This window comes from Streptomyces aureus, from assembly GCF_001418135.1.
GTDB classification, from domain to species: Bacteria; Actinomycetota; Actinomycetes; order Streptomycetales; family Streptomycetaceae; genus Streptomyces; species Streptomyces aureus_A.
Genome location: NZ_LIPQ01000185.1, coordinates 1 through 16,720 on the forward strand (window position 1 = coordinate 1; position 16,720 = coordinate 16,720).

General features: G+C 72.8%; 8 protein-coding genes. 7 read left to right on the forward strand and 1 reads right to left on the reverse strand.

Annotation, left to right across the window (positions count from 1 at the left end; translation table 11 throughout):
- Positions 1 to 235: 235 nt before the first annotated feature.
- The 4 genes from AOK00_RS17215 (at position 236) to AOK00_RS17230 (ending at position 8,743) form a co-directional block, all read left to right on the forward strand.
- Positions 236 to 2,521 (forward strand): alpha-N-acetylglucosaminidase, encoded by a 2,286-nt coding sequence (locus AOK00_RS17215; protein WP_055601194.1) that lies wholly within the window; start codon positions 236 to 238, stop codon positions 2,519 to 2,521.
- 43 nt (positions 2,522 to 2,564) lie between these two features.
- Positions 2,565 to 3,170 (forward strand): maleylpyruvate isomerase family mycothiol-dependent enzyme, encoded by a 606-nt coding sequence (locus AOK00_RS17220; RefSeq protein WP_055601201.1) that lies wholly within the window; start codon positions 2,565 to 2,567, stop codon positions 3,168 to 3,170.
- A gap of 214 nt (positions 3,171 to 3,384) precedes the next feature.
- On the forward strand, positions 3,385 to 7,293 hold the full coding sequence (locus AOK00_RS17225; protein ID WP_055601195.1) for a Pls/PosA family non-ribosomal peptide synthetase: 3,909 nt from the start codon (positions 3,385 to 3,387) through the stop codon (positions 7,291 to 7,293).
- 43 nt (positions 7,294 to 7,336) lie between these two features.
- Positions 7,337 to 8,743 carry a M1 family metallopeptidase gene (locus tag AOK00_RS17230; protein ID WP_055601196.1) on the forward strand — a complete coding sequence of 469 codons (1,407 nt, stop codon included), beginning with the start codon at positions 7,337 to 7,339 and terminating at the stop codon, positions 8,741 to 8,743.
- Between the two features lie 77 nt (positions 8,744 to 8,820).
- On the opposite strand, the gene AOK00_RS17235 is transcribed toward AOK00_RS17230, so the two are convergent.
- The gene (locus AOK00_RS17235; RefSeq protein WP_055601197.1) at positions 8,821 to 10,707 is read right to left on the reverse strand and encodes an AMP-dependent synthetase/ligase; all 1,887 of its coding nucleotides are present in this window, start codon (positions 10,705 to 10,707) and stop codon (positions 8,821 to 8,823) included.
- A gap of 383 nt (positions 10,708 to 11,090) precedes the next feature.
- On the opposite strand from AOK00_RS17235, the gene AOK00_RS17240 reads away from it, so the two are divergent.
- The 3 genes from AOK00_RS17240 (at position 11,091) to AOK00_RS17250 (ending at position 16,673) form a co-directional block, all read left to right on the forward strand.
- On the forward strand, positions 11,091 to 12,287 hold the full coding sequence (locus AOK00_RS17240) for a hypothetical protein (protein WP_159041778.1): 1,197 nt from the start codon (positions 11,091 to 11,093) through the stop codon (positions 12,285 to 12,287).
- Positions 12,284 to 14,734, forward strand: a complete 2,451-nt coding sequence (locus AOK00_RS17245; RefSeq protein WP_055601199.1) for a caspase family protein — start codon at positions 12,284 to 12,286, stop codon at positions 14,732 to 14,734. Before AOK00_RS17240 ends, AOK00_RS17245 begins: the two co-directional genes overlap by 4 nt.
- Before the next feature lie 262 nt (positions 14,735 to 14,996).
- Positions 14,997 to 16,673, forward strand: coding sequence for an FAD-dependent oxidoreductase (locus AOK00_RS17250; RefSeq protein ID WP_055601200.1), 1,677 nt, complete (start codon positions 14,997 to 14,999; stop codon positions 16,671 to 16,673).
- Positions 16,674 to 16,720 lie beyond the last annotated feature (47 nt).

Here is a 16,720-nt window from a genome sequence, read left to right on the forward strand (position 1 = left end):
ACGGATGATCGGTCCCGGGCGCCGGGTGCGCATGCCGATACCGGCGCCCGGGACCGATCATCCGTACATGGCAGGTTCTCCCCCACTCCCCGGGCCGCCCGGCGCCGCCGGCCCACCGGCGCCCCGTCAGGAGGGCGCGCCCGCAGCCCCGCTGGGCGCGATGTCGCTAGTCTTCGTCGACCGGACCTCCCGAAGCACGCCTCGCCGTTCCGCTCGACCCGCAGCAGGGAGCCAGATGGGCCGTCGCCTGACCCTTCGATGCCGTGCCGTCCTCGTCACCACGGCGCTCGCCGCCGTCATGACGACCGCGCCCGGCGTGCCACCGCTCTCGGCGGCCACGCCCGCCCCCGGCCCGCGGCCCGCCTCCGCCGGATCGGTCGCGCCCGCCGCCGGCACCCGGTCGGCCGCGGACACCCCGCCCGTCCTCTTCGACGCCGCGCCCGCACGGGCGAGCCTGAAGCGCCTGCTGCCCTCCCGGGCGGCGCAGTTCACCCTGGTCCCGGTCGAGGAGCCCGCCTCGGGCGACTATTTCGCGGTCTCGGGCGAGGCCGGGGCGATCGTGGTCCGGGGCACCTCGCCGGCCACGCTCCTCACCGGTGTCGGCTGGTACCTGGAGCGGGTCGCCGGGGTCGACATCGGATGGCCCGGCTCCAGCGTCGGCCGGCTGCCCGGCACGCTCCCCGCGGTCGCCGGGACCATCACCCGGTCGGCCTCCGTGCCCCACCGCTACGCCCTGAACGACACCGACGAGGGGTACTCCGGCGCCTACCGCGACTTCGCCTCCTACCAGCACGACATCGACCTGATGGCACTGCACGGCGTGAACGAGGTCTTCGTCCCGACCGGGGCCGAGTACCCGTACTACCGGGCGCTCCAGGAGTTCGGCTACAGCCCGGCGGAGCTGCGCGACTGGATCCCCGCCCCGGCCCATCAGGGCTGGTGGCTGCTGCAGAACCTGTCGGGGTTCGGCGGGCCGGTCTCCGAACAGCTCGTCGAGGCCCGGGCGGCGCTGGGCGGACGGGTCGCGAGCCACCTCCGTTCGCTCGGGATGACGCCCGTGCTGCCGGGCTTCTTCGGCACCGTGCCCTCGGACTTCGCCGCGCGGAACGACGGCGCGGTCACCGTTCCACAAGGCACGTGGGTGGGCTTCGACCGGCCGTACTGGCTGGATCCGACCGGGCCCGTCTTCGCCCCGCTCGCCGCCGCCTACTACCGCTTCCAGCAGGCACGGTTCGGTGTCACCGACATGTTCAAGATGGACCTGCTGCACGAGGGCGGGGTCGCGGGCCCGGTGGACGTCGGGGCGGCGGCCGGGGCCGTCCAGCGGGCCCTGGACACGGCGCGGCCCGGCGCCACCTGGGTCATGCTCGGCTGGCAGAACAACCCGACCCCGGCCCTCCTGAGCGGCGTGGACCGCCGCCGGGTCCTGATCGTCGACGGCCTCTCCGACCGGTACGACGGGCTCGACCGCGAGGCCCGGTGGGGCGGGACGCCGTACGCCTTCGGCACGATCCCCAACTTCGGCGGCCACACCAGCATCGGCGCCAACACCGGCGCGTGGGTGGACCGCTTCCACGCCTGGCTCGGTGAGCAGGGCAGCGCGCTGCGCGGCATCGCGTACCTCCCCGAGGGCACCGGCGGGAACCCCGCCGCCTTCGACCTCTTCACCGAACTCGCCTGGCAGCCGGATCCGATCGACCAGAAGGGCTGGTTCGCCGCCTACGCCGCCCGACGCTACGGCGGTACGGATCCCCACGCGGCGGCGGCGTGGGAGCAGCTGCGCCTCGGCCCGTACAGCATGCGGTCCGGTACCTGGAGCGAGCCGCAGGACAGCCTCTTCGCCGCACGCCCGGGTCTGACGGCGGCCACCGCCGCGAAATGGAGCCCGAAGGCCATGCGGTACGACGCCGCGACGGTCGAGCGGGCCCTCGTGGAACTGCTCCAGGTGGCGCCCCGGCTGCGGAAGACGGACGCGTACCGGTTCGACCTCGTGGACGTGGCGCGTCAGGCGCTCACCAACCGCGGCCGGGTGCTGCTGCCGCGCGTCAAGGCCGCCTACGAGGCCGGGGACCTGACGGGCTTCCGGGCGCTGGTACGGGAGTGGCAGGCTCACGAGGAGCTGCTGGGGCGGCTCGTCGGCTCCGACCGGCGGTTCCTGATCGGTCCCTGGCTGGCCGACGCGCGCGCCTGGGGCGCCGACCCGGAGGAACGGGACCGGTTGGAGTACGACGCCCGCTCGATCCTCACCACCTGGGCCGGCAGGGGACCGAGCGAGGCGGGTGGTCTGCGCGACTACGCCAACCGTGAATGGTCCGGCCTCGTCCAGGACGTCTACGCGCCGCGCTGGGCCGCCTACTTCGCGAGTCTCGACCGTGCGCTGGTGAACGGCACCGCGCCGGTCGCCGTCGACTGGTTCGCGCGGGACGATGCCTGGGCGCGGGGCCACCGGCGCTACCCGACGACGCCCACGGGCGACCCCTTCGCCCTGGCGGACGAGGTGCGGGCGGCGCTGGCGGCATGAACGAGCCGATGAGGGAGAGACAGTGACGGACGACGTCTGGCCGATGGTGCACGCCGAGCGGGCGGCCCTGATCGGCGACCTGGCGCAACTGGAGGACGAGCAGTGGCGGGAGCCGTCGCTCTGCGACGGCTGGACCGTGCACGACGTGCTCGCCCATCTGGTCGACAACGCCCGCGCGACCCGCCTCGGTTTCCTCAGGGACATGGTGCTCGCACGGTTCGACTTCGACCGCCAGAACACGCGCGGTGTGGAACGCGAGCGCGGAACCACTCCGCAGGAGACGCTGGAGCGGTTCCGCCGGGTCGCGTCGCGGACTTCGGCGCCTCCCGCACCGCTGGACAGCCGGCTCGTCGAGGAGATCGTCCACGGGGAGGACATCCGTCGGCCGCTGGGCCTGGCCCGCTCCTATCCGCCGCGGGCCGTCGTCCGGGCCCTCCGTCTCCAGGCGCGCACCCCGGTGTCGTTCGGTGGAGCGAAGGAACTCCTGTCCCGCGTCCGGATCACGGCGACGGACACCGACCTGACGGCCGGAACCGGGCCGGAGGCGGAGGGCCCCGCGCTGTCCCTGCTTCTTGCGGTGACCGGGCGCAAGGCTGTGCTGGACGATCTCCGCGGTCCGGGGGTGGCCACCCTGTCGGCGGGCGGCTGAGCAGGCGGGCGCCCCAGCGGCACCGGTCACCGTACGGTCATCCTGAATCCGCCTCCAATACCGTCCTCAACCAGCCACGCGCAAGGTGTCGACCGGAGAATCCTGGCCGACGCACTAGACTGGCGGGCTGTTTGGCGTCGGATCGGAACAACCCGGGCAGACCCGGGCTCCGCCCGACGACCCGGACGTTGCCGGGAACGAGACGCGAGGTCCGATGGCAGCCACACCCGAGCACGGTGACACCACTCTGCTCCACGACGGGGACGCGTGGGAGGAGGAGCCCGGGAAGTCCGCCCGGTTCTCCGCCGGGCCCGCCGCCCCGGTGCGCACCCTCGTCGACATCTTCGAGGCCTCGGTACGGGCCTACCCCGACGAGCTCGCCCTGGACGACGGCGACACCCGGCTGACCTACCGGGCGCTGGCGGTGGAGGTCGAGCGGCGGCGGCGCGCGCTCGCGGCCGCCGGTGTGGGGCTCGGCGACCGGGTGGGCGTCCGGGTGCCGTCCGGGACGAACGAGCTGTACGTGGCCGTCCTCGCCGTGCTCGCCGCGGGAGCCGCCTATGTACCGGTCGACGCCGAGGACCCGGACGAGCGGGCCGAGCTGGTCTTCGGCGAGGCCGGTGTGCGGGCCGTGGTCGGCGCGGAGCAGCGGATCGAGGTCACCGGGCGGGAGGGCGACGGTGCCGCCGCCGGGCGCCCCGGGCCCGAACACGACGCGTGGATCATCTTGACCTCGGGCTCCACGGGCAAGCCCAAGGGTGTCGCCGTCAGCCACCGCAGCGCCGCCGCGTTCGTGGACGCCGAGGCCGCGCTGTTCCTCGTCGACGAGCCGATCGGACCCGGCGACCGGGTCATGGCGGGCCTCTCCGTCGCCTTCGACGCCTCCTGCGAGGAGATGTGGCTGGCCTGGCGCTACGGCGCCTGCCTGGTGCCCGTCCCCCGGTCGCAGGTGCGCAGCGGCGCGGACCTCGGTCCCTGGCTGGTGGAGCAGGAGATCACCGTGGTGTCCACCGTGCCGACCCTCGCCGCGCTCTGGGATCCGGAGACCCTCGACGAGGTCCGGCTGCTGATCTTCGGCGGCGAGGCCTGCCCGCCCGAGCTGACCCAGCGCCTGGTCACCGAGGGCCGCGAGGTGTGGAACACGTACGGCCCCACCGAGGCCACCGTCGTCGCCTGCGCCTCCCTGCTGACCGGTGAGGAGCCGATCAGGATCGGTCTCCCGCTGAACGGCTGGGAGCTGGCGGTGGTCGACGAGTCCGGCGAACCGGTGCCGATGGGCGGCAGCGGTCAGCTGGTGATCGGCGGCGTCGGGCTCGCCCGCTACCTCGACCCCGAGAAGGACGCGGAGAAGTACGCCCCGCTGGAATCCCTCGGCTGGGAGCGCGCGTACCGCAGCGGCGACCTCGTCCGTGCCGAGCCGGAGGGTCTGGTCTTCCTCGGCCGCGGCGACGAGCAGATCAAGCTCGGCGGCCGCCGCATCGAGCTGGGCGAGGTGGACTCCGCCCTCCAGGGCCTGCCCGGTGTCGCCGGCGCGGCCGCCGCCGTCCGTACCGCGCGCAGCGGCAACCAGCTGCTCGTCGGCTATCTCGTGACGCAGGAGGGCTGGGACCACGCGGCGGCGGTCGAGCGGCTGCGCGCGGAGCTTCCCGCGGCCCTCGTGCCGCTTCTCGCGCCCGTCGCCGAACTGCCCACCCGTACGTCGGGCAAGGTGGACCGGGACGCGCTGCCGTGGCCCCTGCCCGACCTGGAGACCAGCGGCCCCTCCGAGCAGCTGTACGGCACGGAGGCCTGGCTCGCCGAGCAGTGGAGCGAGACCCTCGGTGTGGCCGTCACCGGCCCCGCCGACGACTTCTTCGCGATCGGCGGCAGCAGCCTCGCCGCCGCCCAGCTCACCACCCGGCTGCGCACCCGCTATCCGAGCGCGGCCGTCGTCGACATCTACCAGCAGCCCACCCTGCGCAAGCTGGCCCGGCGCCTGGAGAGGTCCGTCCAGGACGACGGAGCCGTACGGACGATTCCGCCGGTTCCGTTCCGGGCCGGGCTCCTCCAGAGCGTCCTGATGCTTCCGCTGTTCACGGTGATCGGGCTCCGCTGGACGGTGGCGCTGCTCGCACTGGGCAACGTCCTGCACCGGTTCGGGTCCTATGCGTGGGCGCCGACCGCCTCGTGGTGGGTGGTGGCCGCCGGTGCGGCGGTGCTCTTCAGTCCGCCCGGCCGGCTGGCGATCGCCGCGGGTGGCGCACGGCTGCTGCTGCGCGGGGTGAAGGCCGGACGCCACCCGCGGGGCGGCAGCGTCCACCTGCGGCTGTGGACGGCCGAGCGGCTCGCCGAGTTCGCCGGCGCGACCTCGCTCACCGGATCCTGGCTGGAGCGGTACGCGCGGGCGCTCGGCGCCAAGGTGGGCCCCGACGTGGACCTGCACTCGCTGCCGCCGGTCACGGGCATGCTCAAGCTCGGCCGCGGCTGCGCCGTGGAGTCCGAGGTGGACCTCTCCGGCTACTGGCTGGACGGCGACCGGCTGGAGATCGGCGCGGTGAAGGTAGGCGCGGGCGCCGTGGTCGGCACTCGCAGCCTGCTGTTCCCCGGGGCGCGGGTCGGCAAGCGGGCCGAGGTGGCACCCGGCTCCGCCGTGGCGGGACAGATCCCGACCGGGCAGCGCTGGGCGGGTGCGCCCGCGGGCAAGCTGGGCAAGGCCAAGCGGAACTGGCCCAAGGAGCGGCCGGCACGGCCGCTCCGCTGGCGGGCGGTCTACGGGGCGACCGGTTTCCTCCTCACGGCTCTGCCGTTGCTCGCCGCCCTGCCCGCGCTGCTCGTCGTGAGCCGCTTCGTGCCCGGCGACGCCGGGCTCGCCGAGGCGCTGCGGGGAGCGCTGCTCGCCGTGGTGCCCGGGGCGCTGGCCTACGGGTTCGCGTACGCGTCGCTCGTGCTCGTCTCGGTGCGGCTGCTCAGCCTCGGGCTTCGCACCGGCAGCCATCCGACGCACAGCCGGGTCGCCTGGCAGGCGTGGACCGTCACGCAGCTGATGGATCTGGCGCGGGAGACCCTGTTCCCGCTGTACGCCGGGCTGATCACCCCGGTCTGGTTGAGGCTGCTCGGGATGAAGATCGGCCGGGGCGCCGAGGTGTCCACGGTGCTCGCGCTGCCGAGCCTCACGACGGTCGGCGAGGGCGCGTTCCTCGCCGACGACACCCTGACCGCCCCGTACGAGCTGGGCGGCGGCTGGGTCCGGATCGGGCACTCCGAGATCGGCCGCCGGGCGTTCCTCGGCAACTCCGGCATGACCGCGCCGGGCCGCACGGTGCCGGACGACGGACTGGTCGGCGTGCTGTCGGCGACGCCGAAGAAGGCCAAGAAGGGCAGCTCGTACCTGGGCCTGCCCCCGGTCAGGCTGCCGCGGTCCGCGGCGGACTCCGACCGGAGCCGGACGTACGACCCGCCCGCGCGGCTGCTGTGGGCGCGCGGTCTGGTGGAGCTCTTCCGGCTCCTCCCGGTGTTCTCCTCGGCCGCCCTCGCGGTCCTGACCGTGGCGGCCCTCTGCGCCCTGGCCACGGCGACCGGCGTGGGGGTCTGGGGCACGGCGCTGCTGTCGGGGGCGGTCCTGCTCGCCGCCGGGGCGGCCGCGTGCCTCGTCTCGGTGGCCGCGAAGTGGCTGCTCGTGGGCCGGCACCGGACGGGTGAGCACCCGCTGTGGTCCGGCTTCGTGTGGCGCAACGAGCTGGCCGACACGTTCGTCGAGGTCCTCGCCGTGCCGTGGCTGGTCGGATCGGTGCCGGGTACGCCGCTGCTCAACCTGTGGCTGCGCGGGCTCGGGGCCCGGATCGGCCGGGGCGTGTGGTGCGAGAGCTACTGGCTGCCCGAGACGGACCTGGTCGTGCTCGGTGACGCGGTCAGCGTGAACCGTGGCTGTGTCTTGCAGACTCACCTCTTCCACGACCGGATCTTGAGGACGGATACTGTGGTCCTCCGCGAGGGCGCCACCCTGGGCCCGGGCGGAATCGTCCTGCCCGGCAGTTCGGTCGGGGCCCGCAGCACGCTGGGTCCCGCCTCTCTCGTGATGGCCGGGGAATCCGTCCCCGCCGACACCCGCTGGCTGGGCAATCCGATCGAGGCGTGGCGGGCCTGAACGGCAGCACGAGCACAGCACGGGGCAGGGAGCGGGAGCAGCAGTGAGCGGCGAGCGGACAACGGCATCGGACCCGTACTTCCCTGACCACGGCGACTCCCGTTACCGCGTGCATCGGTACGAACTCGCTCTGGAGTACCGTCCCGGCCCCAACCGGCTGGCCGGGACGGCGCGGCTCAGCGCCATCGCCGGCCGGGCGCCGCTCACCGAGTTCCAGCTGAACCTCGCCGAGTTCAAGGTCGGCCGGATCCTGGTGAACGGCCGTGCGCCGCACTACGCCCACCGCGGCGGCAGGCTCCGCGTCCGGCCGGCCAAGCCGCTGTCCGCGGGCGCCGCGTTCACCGTGGAGGTGCACTACGCGGGCAATCCCAAGCCGGTGCGCAGCCCGTGGGGCGGGCTCGGCTGGGAGGAGCTGACCGACGGCGCCCTGGTCGCGAGCCAGCCCGTCGGAGCCCCCTCCTGGTACCCGTGCAACGACCGTCCCGCCGACAAGGCCTCGTACCAGATCTCGGTCAACACCCCCTCCGCGTACACCGTGGTGGCGGGCGGCCGGCTGCTCACCCGGACGACCAAGGCCAGCACGACCACCTGGGTGTACGAGCAGTCCGCGCCGACGTCCAGCTATCTGGTCGGGCTCTCCATCGGCATGCACCAGACGGTGCTGCTCGGGGACCCCGGGCTCGGCGGGGTGCCGCAGAGCGCCCATGTGCCGGCGCATCTGCTGTCCCGCTTCTCGCGCGACTTCGCCCGGCAGCCCGCCATGATGCAGCTGTTCGAGGAGCTCTTCGGGCCGTATCCGTTCGGCGAGTACGCGGTGGTCGTCGCCGACGAGGAGTTCGACGTGCCCGTGGAGGCCCAGGGGCTCTCCCTCTTCGGCGCCAACCACCTGGACGGCGCGCGCGGTTCGGAGCGCCTCGTCGCGCACGAGCTCGCACACCAGTGGTTCGGCAACAGCGTGACCATCGCCGACTGGCGGCACATCTGGCTGAACGAGGGCCTGGCCAAGTACGCCGAGTGGCTCTGGTCGGAGCGCTCCGGCGGCCGTACCGCGCAGGAGCTCGCGGCGACGGCGCACCGGCTGCTCGCCACGCAGCCGCAGGACCTGAAGCTCGCCGACCCGGGGCGCAAGCTGATGTTCGACGACCGTCTGTACGAGCGCGGGGGTCTCACCGTGCACGCGATCCGCTGCGCCCTGGGCGACGGTGCCTTCTTCCGCATGCTGCGCGACTGGGCGACCGTGCACCGCCACGGTGTGGTGACCACGGCGACGTTCACGGCCCATGTGTCCCGCTACGCGACGGAGCCGGTGGACGGACTGCTGAGGGCCTGGCTGCAGCAGCCGTCCCTGCCGCCCCTTCCGTCGCCCCACGGTTCCCCGGCCATACCGGAGCGGCCCGCGTACCCGCCCACGAACGGCGGATCCGGGGGCCTGGGCAGGGCCTCCGCGTAGACGGGCGCCGCACCGGGTGCCGAGATCGAGCACCCGGTGCGCCCGGGGCGGGCCTGCGGGGCGGGCTCAGACGGGCGTCACGCCTCCCGGGCGCCCTCGTACATGGCCTCGACGACCTCGGCGTACTCCCGCTCCACGACGGGCCGTTTGACCTTGAGGCTCGGGGTGAGTTCGCCGTGCTCGATGTCGAGGTCGCGCGGCAGGATCGCGAACTTCTTGATCGTCTGCCACCGCTGCAGGTCGCCGTTGACGCGCTGGACGAAGCCGTCGATCAGCGCGTGCGCCTCCGGCGAGGAGACGACCTCCGCGTAGCTGCGCCCGCCGAGGCCCAGCGATTCCGCCCAGGGCATGATCACGCTCTCTTCGAGAGTGATGAGGGCGGTGCAGTAGTTGCGGTTGTTGCCGATGACCAGGATGTTGCCGGCGTACGGGCAGACGGCCTTGAACCGGCTCTCGATCTCGGTGGGCGCGATGTACTTGCCGCCCGAGGTCTTGAACAGGTCCTTCTTGCGGTCGGTGATCCGGACGAAGCCGTCCTTGTCGATCTCACCGATGTCGCCGGTGTGGAACCAGCCGTCGCTCTCCAGCACTTCGGCGGTCTTCTCCGGGAGGTTGTGGTAACCCCGCATGACGCCGGGGCCCTTCAGGAGAATCTCCCCGTCCTCGGCGATGCGGACCTCGGTGCCGGGCAGGGGTCTGCCGACCGTGCCCACCCGGAAGTTCTCGACGGGGTTGACCGTGACGGCCGCACTGGTCTCCGTCAGTCCGTAGCCCTCCAGCACGGGCACGCCCGCGCCGGCGAAGAAGTAGCCGATGTCGGTGGCGAGTGCGGCGCTGCCCGAGGCACTGCCGCGGAGTTCGCCGCCGAAGGCCGCACGGATCCTGCCGTAGACGAGCCTGTCGGCGACGGCGTGCTGCACGGAGAGCCACAGGGGCAGCGAGCGCCGTCCCGTCGCCACCATGGTCTCCTGCCCGGTCCTGGCGTAGTCGCGGGCGACCCGCGCCGCCCACAGGAAGATCTTGTGCTTGGCTCCGCCCTCGGCCTTGGACCTGGCCGCGATGCCGTTGTAGACCTTCTCGAAGATCCTCGGTGCGGACGCCATCACGGTGGGCCGGACGGCGGGCAGGTTGGTGATGATGCGGTCGATGCGGCCGTCCACCGCGATCACGCTGCCGGTCTTCACCTGACCCGCGATCAGGGCGTTGCCGAAGACGTGGGACAGCGGCAGCCACAGGAACTGCACGTCGTCGGGGAGCAGCAGCCCGCTGACCTCCTGCGCGACGGCCTGGTAGGACCAGCAGTCGTGGACCAGGCGCACGCCCTTCGGACGGCCGGTCGTGCCGGAGGTGTAGATCAGGGTGGCGAGCTGGTCCGGCCGGATGGCCCCGACCGCCGTGTCGACCGCCTCCGGATGCTTCCGCAGGTGCGCCGTGCCCCGCTTCTCCAGCTCGGCGAGGGTCAGCACGTCCAGTCCCTCGGCCTCCGGCATGTCCGGCTCCGGGTCGAAGACGACGACGGTGTCGAGCCCGGGCAGGCTTTCCGTGTGGGCGGCCACCTTGGCCAGTTGTCCGGCGTTCTCGACGAAGATCGCCCGGCTGCCGGAGTCGGCGAGGATGTACGCCGTCTCCTCGGCGTCGGTGCTCGGGTAGACGGCGGTCGCGGCGACGCCGGCGCACATCATGCCCAGGTCGGCGAGGATCCACTCGACCCGTGTCGAGGAGGAGATGGCCACGCGCTCCTCGGGCCGCAGCCCGAGGGTGAGCAGGCCGGCCGCGATCGCCTTCACGCGCTCCGCGGTCTGGGCCCATGTCAGCGAGCGCCATTCCTCGGTGCCCGCGGCGCCGTGCCCGGCCGCCACGGGGTAACGGTAGGCCTCCCGGTCGGGCGTGGCCTCGACCCTGGAGAGGAAGATGTGCGCCACTGACTGCGGGCGGCTTTCAGGAAGGTGCTGCGCGGAACTCATCTCGACCCCCCGGGACCGGACTGCCCGTCAACGATTCATTGACCGGCCGGTAACTTGCGAGCTGTGGTGAGGCTAGGCGGAAACGCGCCGGTGCGTAAGGGAGCAGGCGAAGAAAGGTACGGCGTCGGCGGGTGTCCGGGAAAGGCGGACGACTCCGGCGACCGGGACGCCAGGGCGTCCACCGACGGGCGTTGACGCGCGCGACGGAGCCCGGCGCGGCCGAGCGCGCCCGGCGCAATGGACAGGGGCTCCGGGCGGTCGCAAGCTGGAAGAGGAAGCACGTTCCCGTGCAGGCGCCCAGGCTCACCGGCGCTTTCGAGTTGCCCGTCAGATGCCCGTCAGATGCCCAGGAGGCGTGCGTGATGGAGGGCTCACTTGTATTCGTGCATGGCACGGGGGTCCGCGAGGGGCTGGAGCAGACACTCGCGAAGGTGCGGACGGGCGTGGGGACGCTGCCCCTGTCACCCGACTCCGTCGTCGGACCGCCCTGGGGTCAGGAGCACGGCCCTGCCGACCTCGACGTGACACCCGTCCTGCCGGAATCCTCGGCACGTACGCGTGCGGCGGCGGACGGCGAGGCCCCCGAGGACGGCGCGACCGACGCGGCCACCTGGGGGCTGCTCCTCGACGATCCCCTGCTCGAACTGCGGCTGCTGGCCGCCGCGCCGTCTGCGGAGACGGGCATCGTGGTCGGCGGCCAGCCGACGGAAGTCGAGCTGCAACAGCGGCTGGACGAGGCCGAGATGGCACCCGAGGCTCTGGAGGCCGCAGGGGTCGCCGACGAAGAGCTGCGCTCGGCGCTCGCGTTCGTACGCGACTCGGAGGCCCTGGCCGGAGCCGCGCAAGCCGTGGGCGACGCCGGTGACCCGGAACTGCTCGACGCCGTCTCCCGATCCGTCGTCGCCCGCGTCCTGCACGATCAGCGCACCGCCGATCCTCCGCGGCTGTCGCCCGTCGCCGTCTCCGGCGACCGGCGAACGGAGTTGGTCGACGCGGTCGGCGACGCCCTGTTCGGCGCCCCCACCAGGGGGATCTTCACCCGGACGGTCTGGAAGACGTTCGGGCCTCTGGCGATGCGCATCGGCAATGCGCAGGTCAGGGAGAACCGGGCGAAGCTCATGGATCCGTTCTCCGACTTCATTCGCGACGTGGCGTTCTACATACGTCGGGGGGAAGCGGTCCGCACGTATCTGGCGAACGCCATCTCGGACCTGCCGGCGAACGGTCCCGTCGTCGTCGTGGGGCACAGTCTCGGCGGGATCGCGATGGTGGATCTGATGTCCGGCGACGACGCCCCGCACGTCGATCTGCTGGTGACCGTCGGCTCACAGGCGCCCTATCTGTATCTCCTGGACTCCCTCGTCTCGCTCCGGCCCGGCCAGGACGCGAAGCCCTTCACTCCTTGGCTGAACATCTACAGCCCGGCGGACTTCCTGTCGTTCCGTGCGGCTCCCGCGTTCCCGGACGTGGACGGAATCGTCGACGAGGAGGTCGACGCCGGTGTCCCGTTCCCTGAATCCCACAGCGCCTACTGGTCCCAGAAGGAGACCTACTCCTTGATCGGTCAGCACTGGCCATGACCAGCTCATACGCGGACAGCTGGGCGCTGGTCGTCGGAATCGACGCGTACGACGATCCGGACATCAAGGATCTCGGCGGCGCGGTGCGGGACGCGTGCGAAGCGGTGAACTGGTTGCGGGGCGCGGGTGTACCGGACGATCACATCCTGGTGCACGCACAGCCGACGGAGGCGAGCCGGCCGCTGGTCGAGTCGCTGGGACCGGGAGTTCCCCGGCACGATGCGACGGCGCGCGACATAGCGGAGTCCGTAGCCCGGCTCCGCGCGCTGAGCGGAAGCCATCTGTTCGTGTTCCTCGTGGGTCACGGGATCTACGAACCTTCCACGAAGCGGCTCTTCATCACCAAGGAGGCGTCGCTCGGCGAGCTCGACGTGCTCTCCAATCTCGCCGTCGAGGACTACATCGAGCTGTTCCTCTCCATGTCGTTCCCGGAACAGTTGCTGGTCATGGACGGTTGCCAGAATCTGCCGTACAGCGCGAGCCGGCGTTCCCGGATCGCGGCCGGCATGCCTTTCGCGGGCTTCACCGCCAAGGCCGAAAACACGTTGGTCTTCTGCTTCGCATGCCAGCAGGGCGAGCGGGCGGTGGAGGTCGAGGGCCGGGGCCTCTTCCTGACGAAGCTTCTCGCGGCCATCGACACACGCGGTCCGTCCCCCGAGATCCTCCACCTGGACTTCGACAGCGGTGACGTCAGCATCGATCTGCGCAAGGCGGTCACCGAGGCCGTCGGGCCGGCCGTGAAGGAGACCGCGTGGGCGCAGCAGCCCCGCATCCGTCAGGAACCCGGGGTGCAGGTGTACGGCGCCGGTACGGCACGGAACGTGTGGCCGCTCCATCTGCCCCCGACCCCGGCCGCACGCCTGTCCATTGCCGTGGAGCCGGCCTCGGCCGTACCGGATGTGGGAGCCATCCTCGTCGAGGTCGAGGGTCCACCCTACTGGCGCCGCGTGGCGGCTCCGGTACCGCCGGGCGACGCGGTGCGGGTGCCCTTCGAGAACCGGCTCCCGCACGAGACGACCCTGAGCGTGATGTGCCGGTTGAAGAGCCACGCCCCGTGGCGCAGACCGGCCGCCCGGAGGGTTCGCATCGACGACGGCGACCGCGAGGTCGTCTTCACCCTGCGGCCGGACCCGATCGAGGAGAGCGCCCGCAGATCCACATGGGCGGCGGGCGACGACGGCACCGCGTGGGTGTTCGTCGAGGGTGTCGACGCCGCCGGTCGGTCCACACCCGCCGCCTTTCGGCACATCGGCGAGAACACGCTGGAGGGTCCACCGGAATCGCCGGGCGGGATCGAGGTCACGAGGAGGGACGGGGGGCTGCTCGTCTCCGGTCGGTACGACGATCGCGAGCGGCTCGCGCGGTACGCGTCGCACATCGCCACCACCGTCGCCTCCGCCGCCCCGGAGGGCGTGTCGGCGACGATCCGCGCGTCGTCGGCGTTCCGCAGGACCGCCGTCCGTCTCGTCCTCCCGGACGGAGGTCCGGGGCCCTTGGCCGGCTCCCTCGTGAACACCCCCGGCATCACCGTGGGGCAGGTGACGAGGACCGTACGGGAGATCGAGGAGGACCCGCTGGTCGGTGTCCAGCCCGGCCACGTCGAGGTGCGGGTCGACCTCCCCTGGGGGTCCTGGTCCGACGTGGTCGAGGTGATCGAGGGGACCGAGAAGGACGTCCACCTGCCCGACGGGGTGGGGATCGGCCCCGTACCGCTGCGCGTGGCCGTCCGCGCCGACGTCTGGGAGAGCCTTCCGGGGTGTTCCGTCCTCGGCTTCGGCCCCCGCCCGGGGGAAGCCGTGTTCCACGGGAGCCGCCACGGTGCCCTCTCGCCGCAGCCTCTGCCCGGATCCGGCGGCTGGCTCCTCACCGCGGACCCGAGGGAATCCCCGTGGGGGACGTGTGTGTCCCTGACCGGCACCGGTGTGACGTTCCCCCTCCACCCATCGCTGCCGCTGGCACTCGACGTCGGCGAAGGCGCGGCCCGGGTGGAACCCCTGTCGGCCGTCCCCCTCCCGGAATGGGACGAGCTCGTGTCGCTGGGGCGTCTGGGCGGGCACGATCCCCGGAGTCTCGTCGAGGCGGACCGGAGCGGGGCGCCCGACCCGGTGCTGACCCTGGCCCGCGCCTACGCCTGCTACGCCGCCGGTGCGGACACGTACACCCGCGGCCTCCTCGGCCTGCTGCGGGCGCGGGGCGCCGACATCTGCGACATCGCCGTGCTGGAGGGTGCGACCGCCCTCCGGTCGGACGGTTCCGTACCGGAGGCCGCCCGCTCCGCCCTGGCGCCCTGGGCCGAGGCGGGCACCGTGCCGGTCCTGCGGTGGGGCGTCGCCCCCGCCGTCGTCCTGGCCGAGGAGCTGGGCAGCCACGAGTGGGGCACGCGCCTGGAGGCCGTCGAGACATCACTGTCGCCGGTCTCCGTCTGGGCGGTCTGGCACACGCCGTGACGACGCCCTCGACCGGCCGGCCAACGCCGTGACGGCTCCCGTCACGGTCTGGCGCACGCCCTGACGGCGCCCGCGACGGTCTGGCGCACGGCCGGGACCAGCATGCTCCGCCTCGCCCCGGAGGTCCGTCGCGCACAGGCGCCGGCAGCGCACGGGCCGTCGCGTTCCGGAGCGGTCCCACGGGATCGAACCTACGATGGGCGGGGAGCCGGCGTCGGCAGCCCGCCGTGCCGGCCGTCCGAGGTGAGCAGGGCGGAGACGCATGGCACAGGTCACCGACGCGGCACGGACCGTCATCCTGACGGTGGACGACGACCCGGGAGTGTCCCGCGCCATCGCCCGCGACCTGCGGCGCCGCTACGGCGGCGGCTACCGGATCGTGCGCGCCGAGTCCGGCGGGTCCGCCCTCGACGCGCTCCGCGAGCTGAAGCTGCGGGGCGACCTCGTGGCCGTGATCCTCGCCGACTACCGCATGCCGCAGATGAACGGCATCGAGTTCCTCGAACAGGCCCTGGGCGTGTACCCGGGTGCCCGGCGCGTCCTGCTGACCGCGTACGCCGACACCAACGCGGCCATCGACGCGATCAACGTCGTCGACCTCGACCACTATCTGCTCAAGCCGTGGGACCCGCCGGAGGAGAAGCTCTACCCCGTCGTGGACGACCTCCTGACGGCCTGGCGCGCCAGTGACCACCGGCCGGTGCCCGCGACCAAGGTGGTCGGGCACCGCTGGTCGGCGCGCTCCTCGTACGTACGCGAGTTCCTGGCCCGCAACCAGGTGCCGTACCGCTGGTACTCCTCCGACGAGCCCGAGGGCCGGCGTCTCCTCGACGCGGCGGGGGCCGACGGCCGCCGGCTGCCCCTGGTCGTCACCCCGGACGGCACCGCGCTGGTCGAACCGGACGCACCCGAGCTGGCCGCCCGGGTGGGGCTCGCGACGACGCCGGCCGCCGACTTCTACGACCTCGTCGTCATCGGCGGCGGCCCGGCCGGGCTCGGCGCTGCGGTGTACGGGGCCTCCGAGGGCCTGCGGACCGTCCTGGTCGAGCGCTCGGCGACCGGCGGCCAGGCCGGTCAGAGCTCCCGGATCGAGAACTACCTCGGCTTCCCGGACGGCGTCTCCGGCGGGCAGCTCACCGAACGCGCCCGCCGCCAGGCCACCCGCTTCGGTGCCGAGATCCTCACCGCGCGCGAGGTGACGGGCCTGGAGGTGAACGGCGCTGCTCGCGTCGTCCGCTTCTCGGACGGCACCGAGGTCGCCGCCCACAGCGTCATCCTCGCCACCGGGGTGTCCTACCGGCACCTCCTGGCACCGGGCTGCGAGGACCTGACCGGGCGCGGTGTCTACTACGGCTCCTCCCTCACCGAGGCCTCCTCCTGCGAGGACCAGGACGTGTACATCGTCGGCGGCGCCAACTCGGCCGGGCAGGCCGCGGTGTTCCTGGCGCGGGGCGCGAAGTCGGTGACGCTGCTCGTGCGCGGGGAGTCGCTGGCGGCGTCGATGTCGTACTACCTGATCCAGCAGATCGAGGAGGCGCCGAACATCACCGTGCGGCCCAGGTCGGTCGTCGAGGCCGCGCACGGCGAAGAGCACCTGGAACGGCTGACCCTGCGGGACACCGTGACCGGCGCGACCGAAGCCGTCGACGCCCAGTGGATGTTCGTCTTCATCGGGGCGGCCCCGCTGACCGACTGGCTCGACGGGACGGTGCTGCGCGACGGGAACGGCTTCATCCTGGCGGGACCGGACCTCACTCCGGACGGGCGGCCACCGGCCGAGTGGGCCCTCGACCGGCCGCCGTACCACCTGGAGACGAACGTTCCCGGTGTGTTCGTGGCGGGCGACGCGCGCGCCCGGTCCGCGAAGCGCGTCGCCTCCGCCGTGGGAGAGGGAGCCATGGCCGTGATGCTCGTCCACCGGTATCTGGAGCAGTCATGAGCGGACAGGACATGGACGGACGGGACACGGGCGCACGGGACACGGAC

What these genes read in the sequence shown, in the direction of transcription:
- AOK00_RS17215 (WP_055601194.1), top strand. Translation starts at nt 236, where the DNA reads ATGGGCCGTCGCCTGACCCTTCGATGCCGTGCCGTCCTCGTCACCACG.
- AOK00_RS17245 (WP_055601199.1), top strand. Translation starts at nt 12,284, where the DNA reads ATGACCAGCTCATACGCGGACAGCTGGGCGCTGGTCGTCGGAATCGAC.
- AOK00_RS17220 (WP_055601201.1), top strand. Translation starts at nt 2,565, where the DNA reads ATGGTGCACGCCGAGCGGGCGGCCCTGATCGGCGACCTGGCGCAACTG.
- AOK00_RS17250 (WP_055601200.1), top strand. Translation starts at nt 14,997, where the DNA reads ATGGCACAGGTCACCGACGCGGCACGGACCGTCATCCTGACGGTGGAC.
- AOK00_RS17225 (WP_055601195.1), top strand. Translation starts at nt 3,385, where the DNA reads ATGGCAGCCACACCCGAGCACGGTGACACCACTCTGCTCCACGACGGG.
- AOK00_RS17235 (WP_055601197.1), bottom strand. Translation starts at nt 10,707, where the DNA reads ATGAGTTCCGCGCAGCACCTTCCTGAAAGCCGCCCGCAGTCAGTGGCG.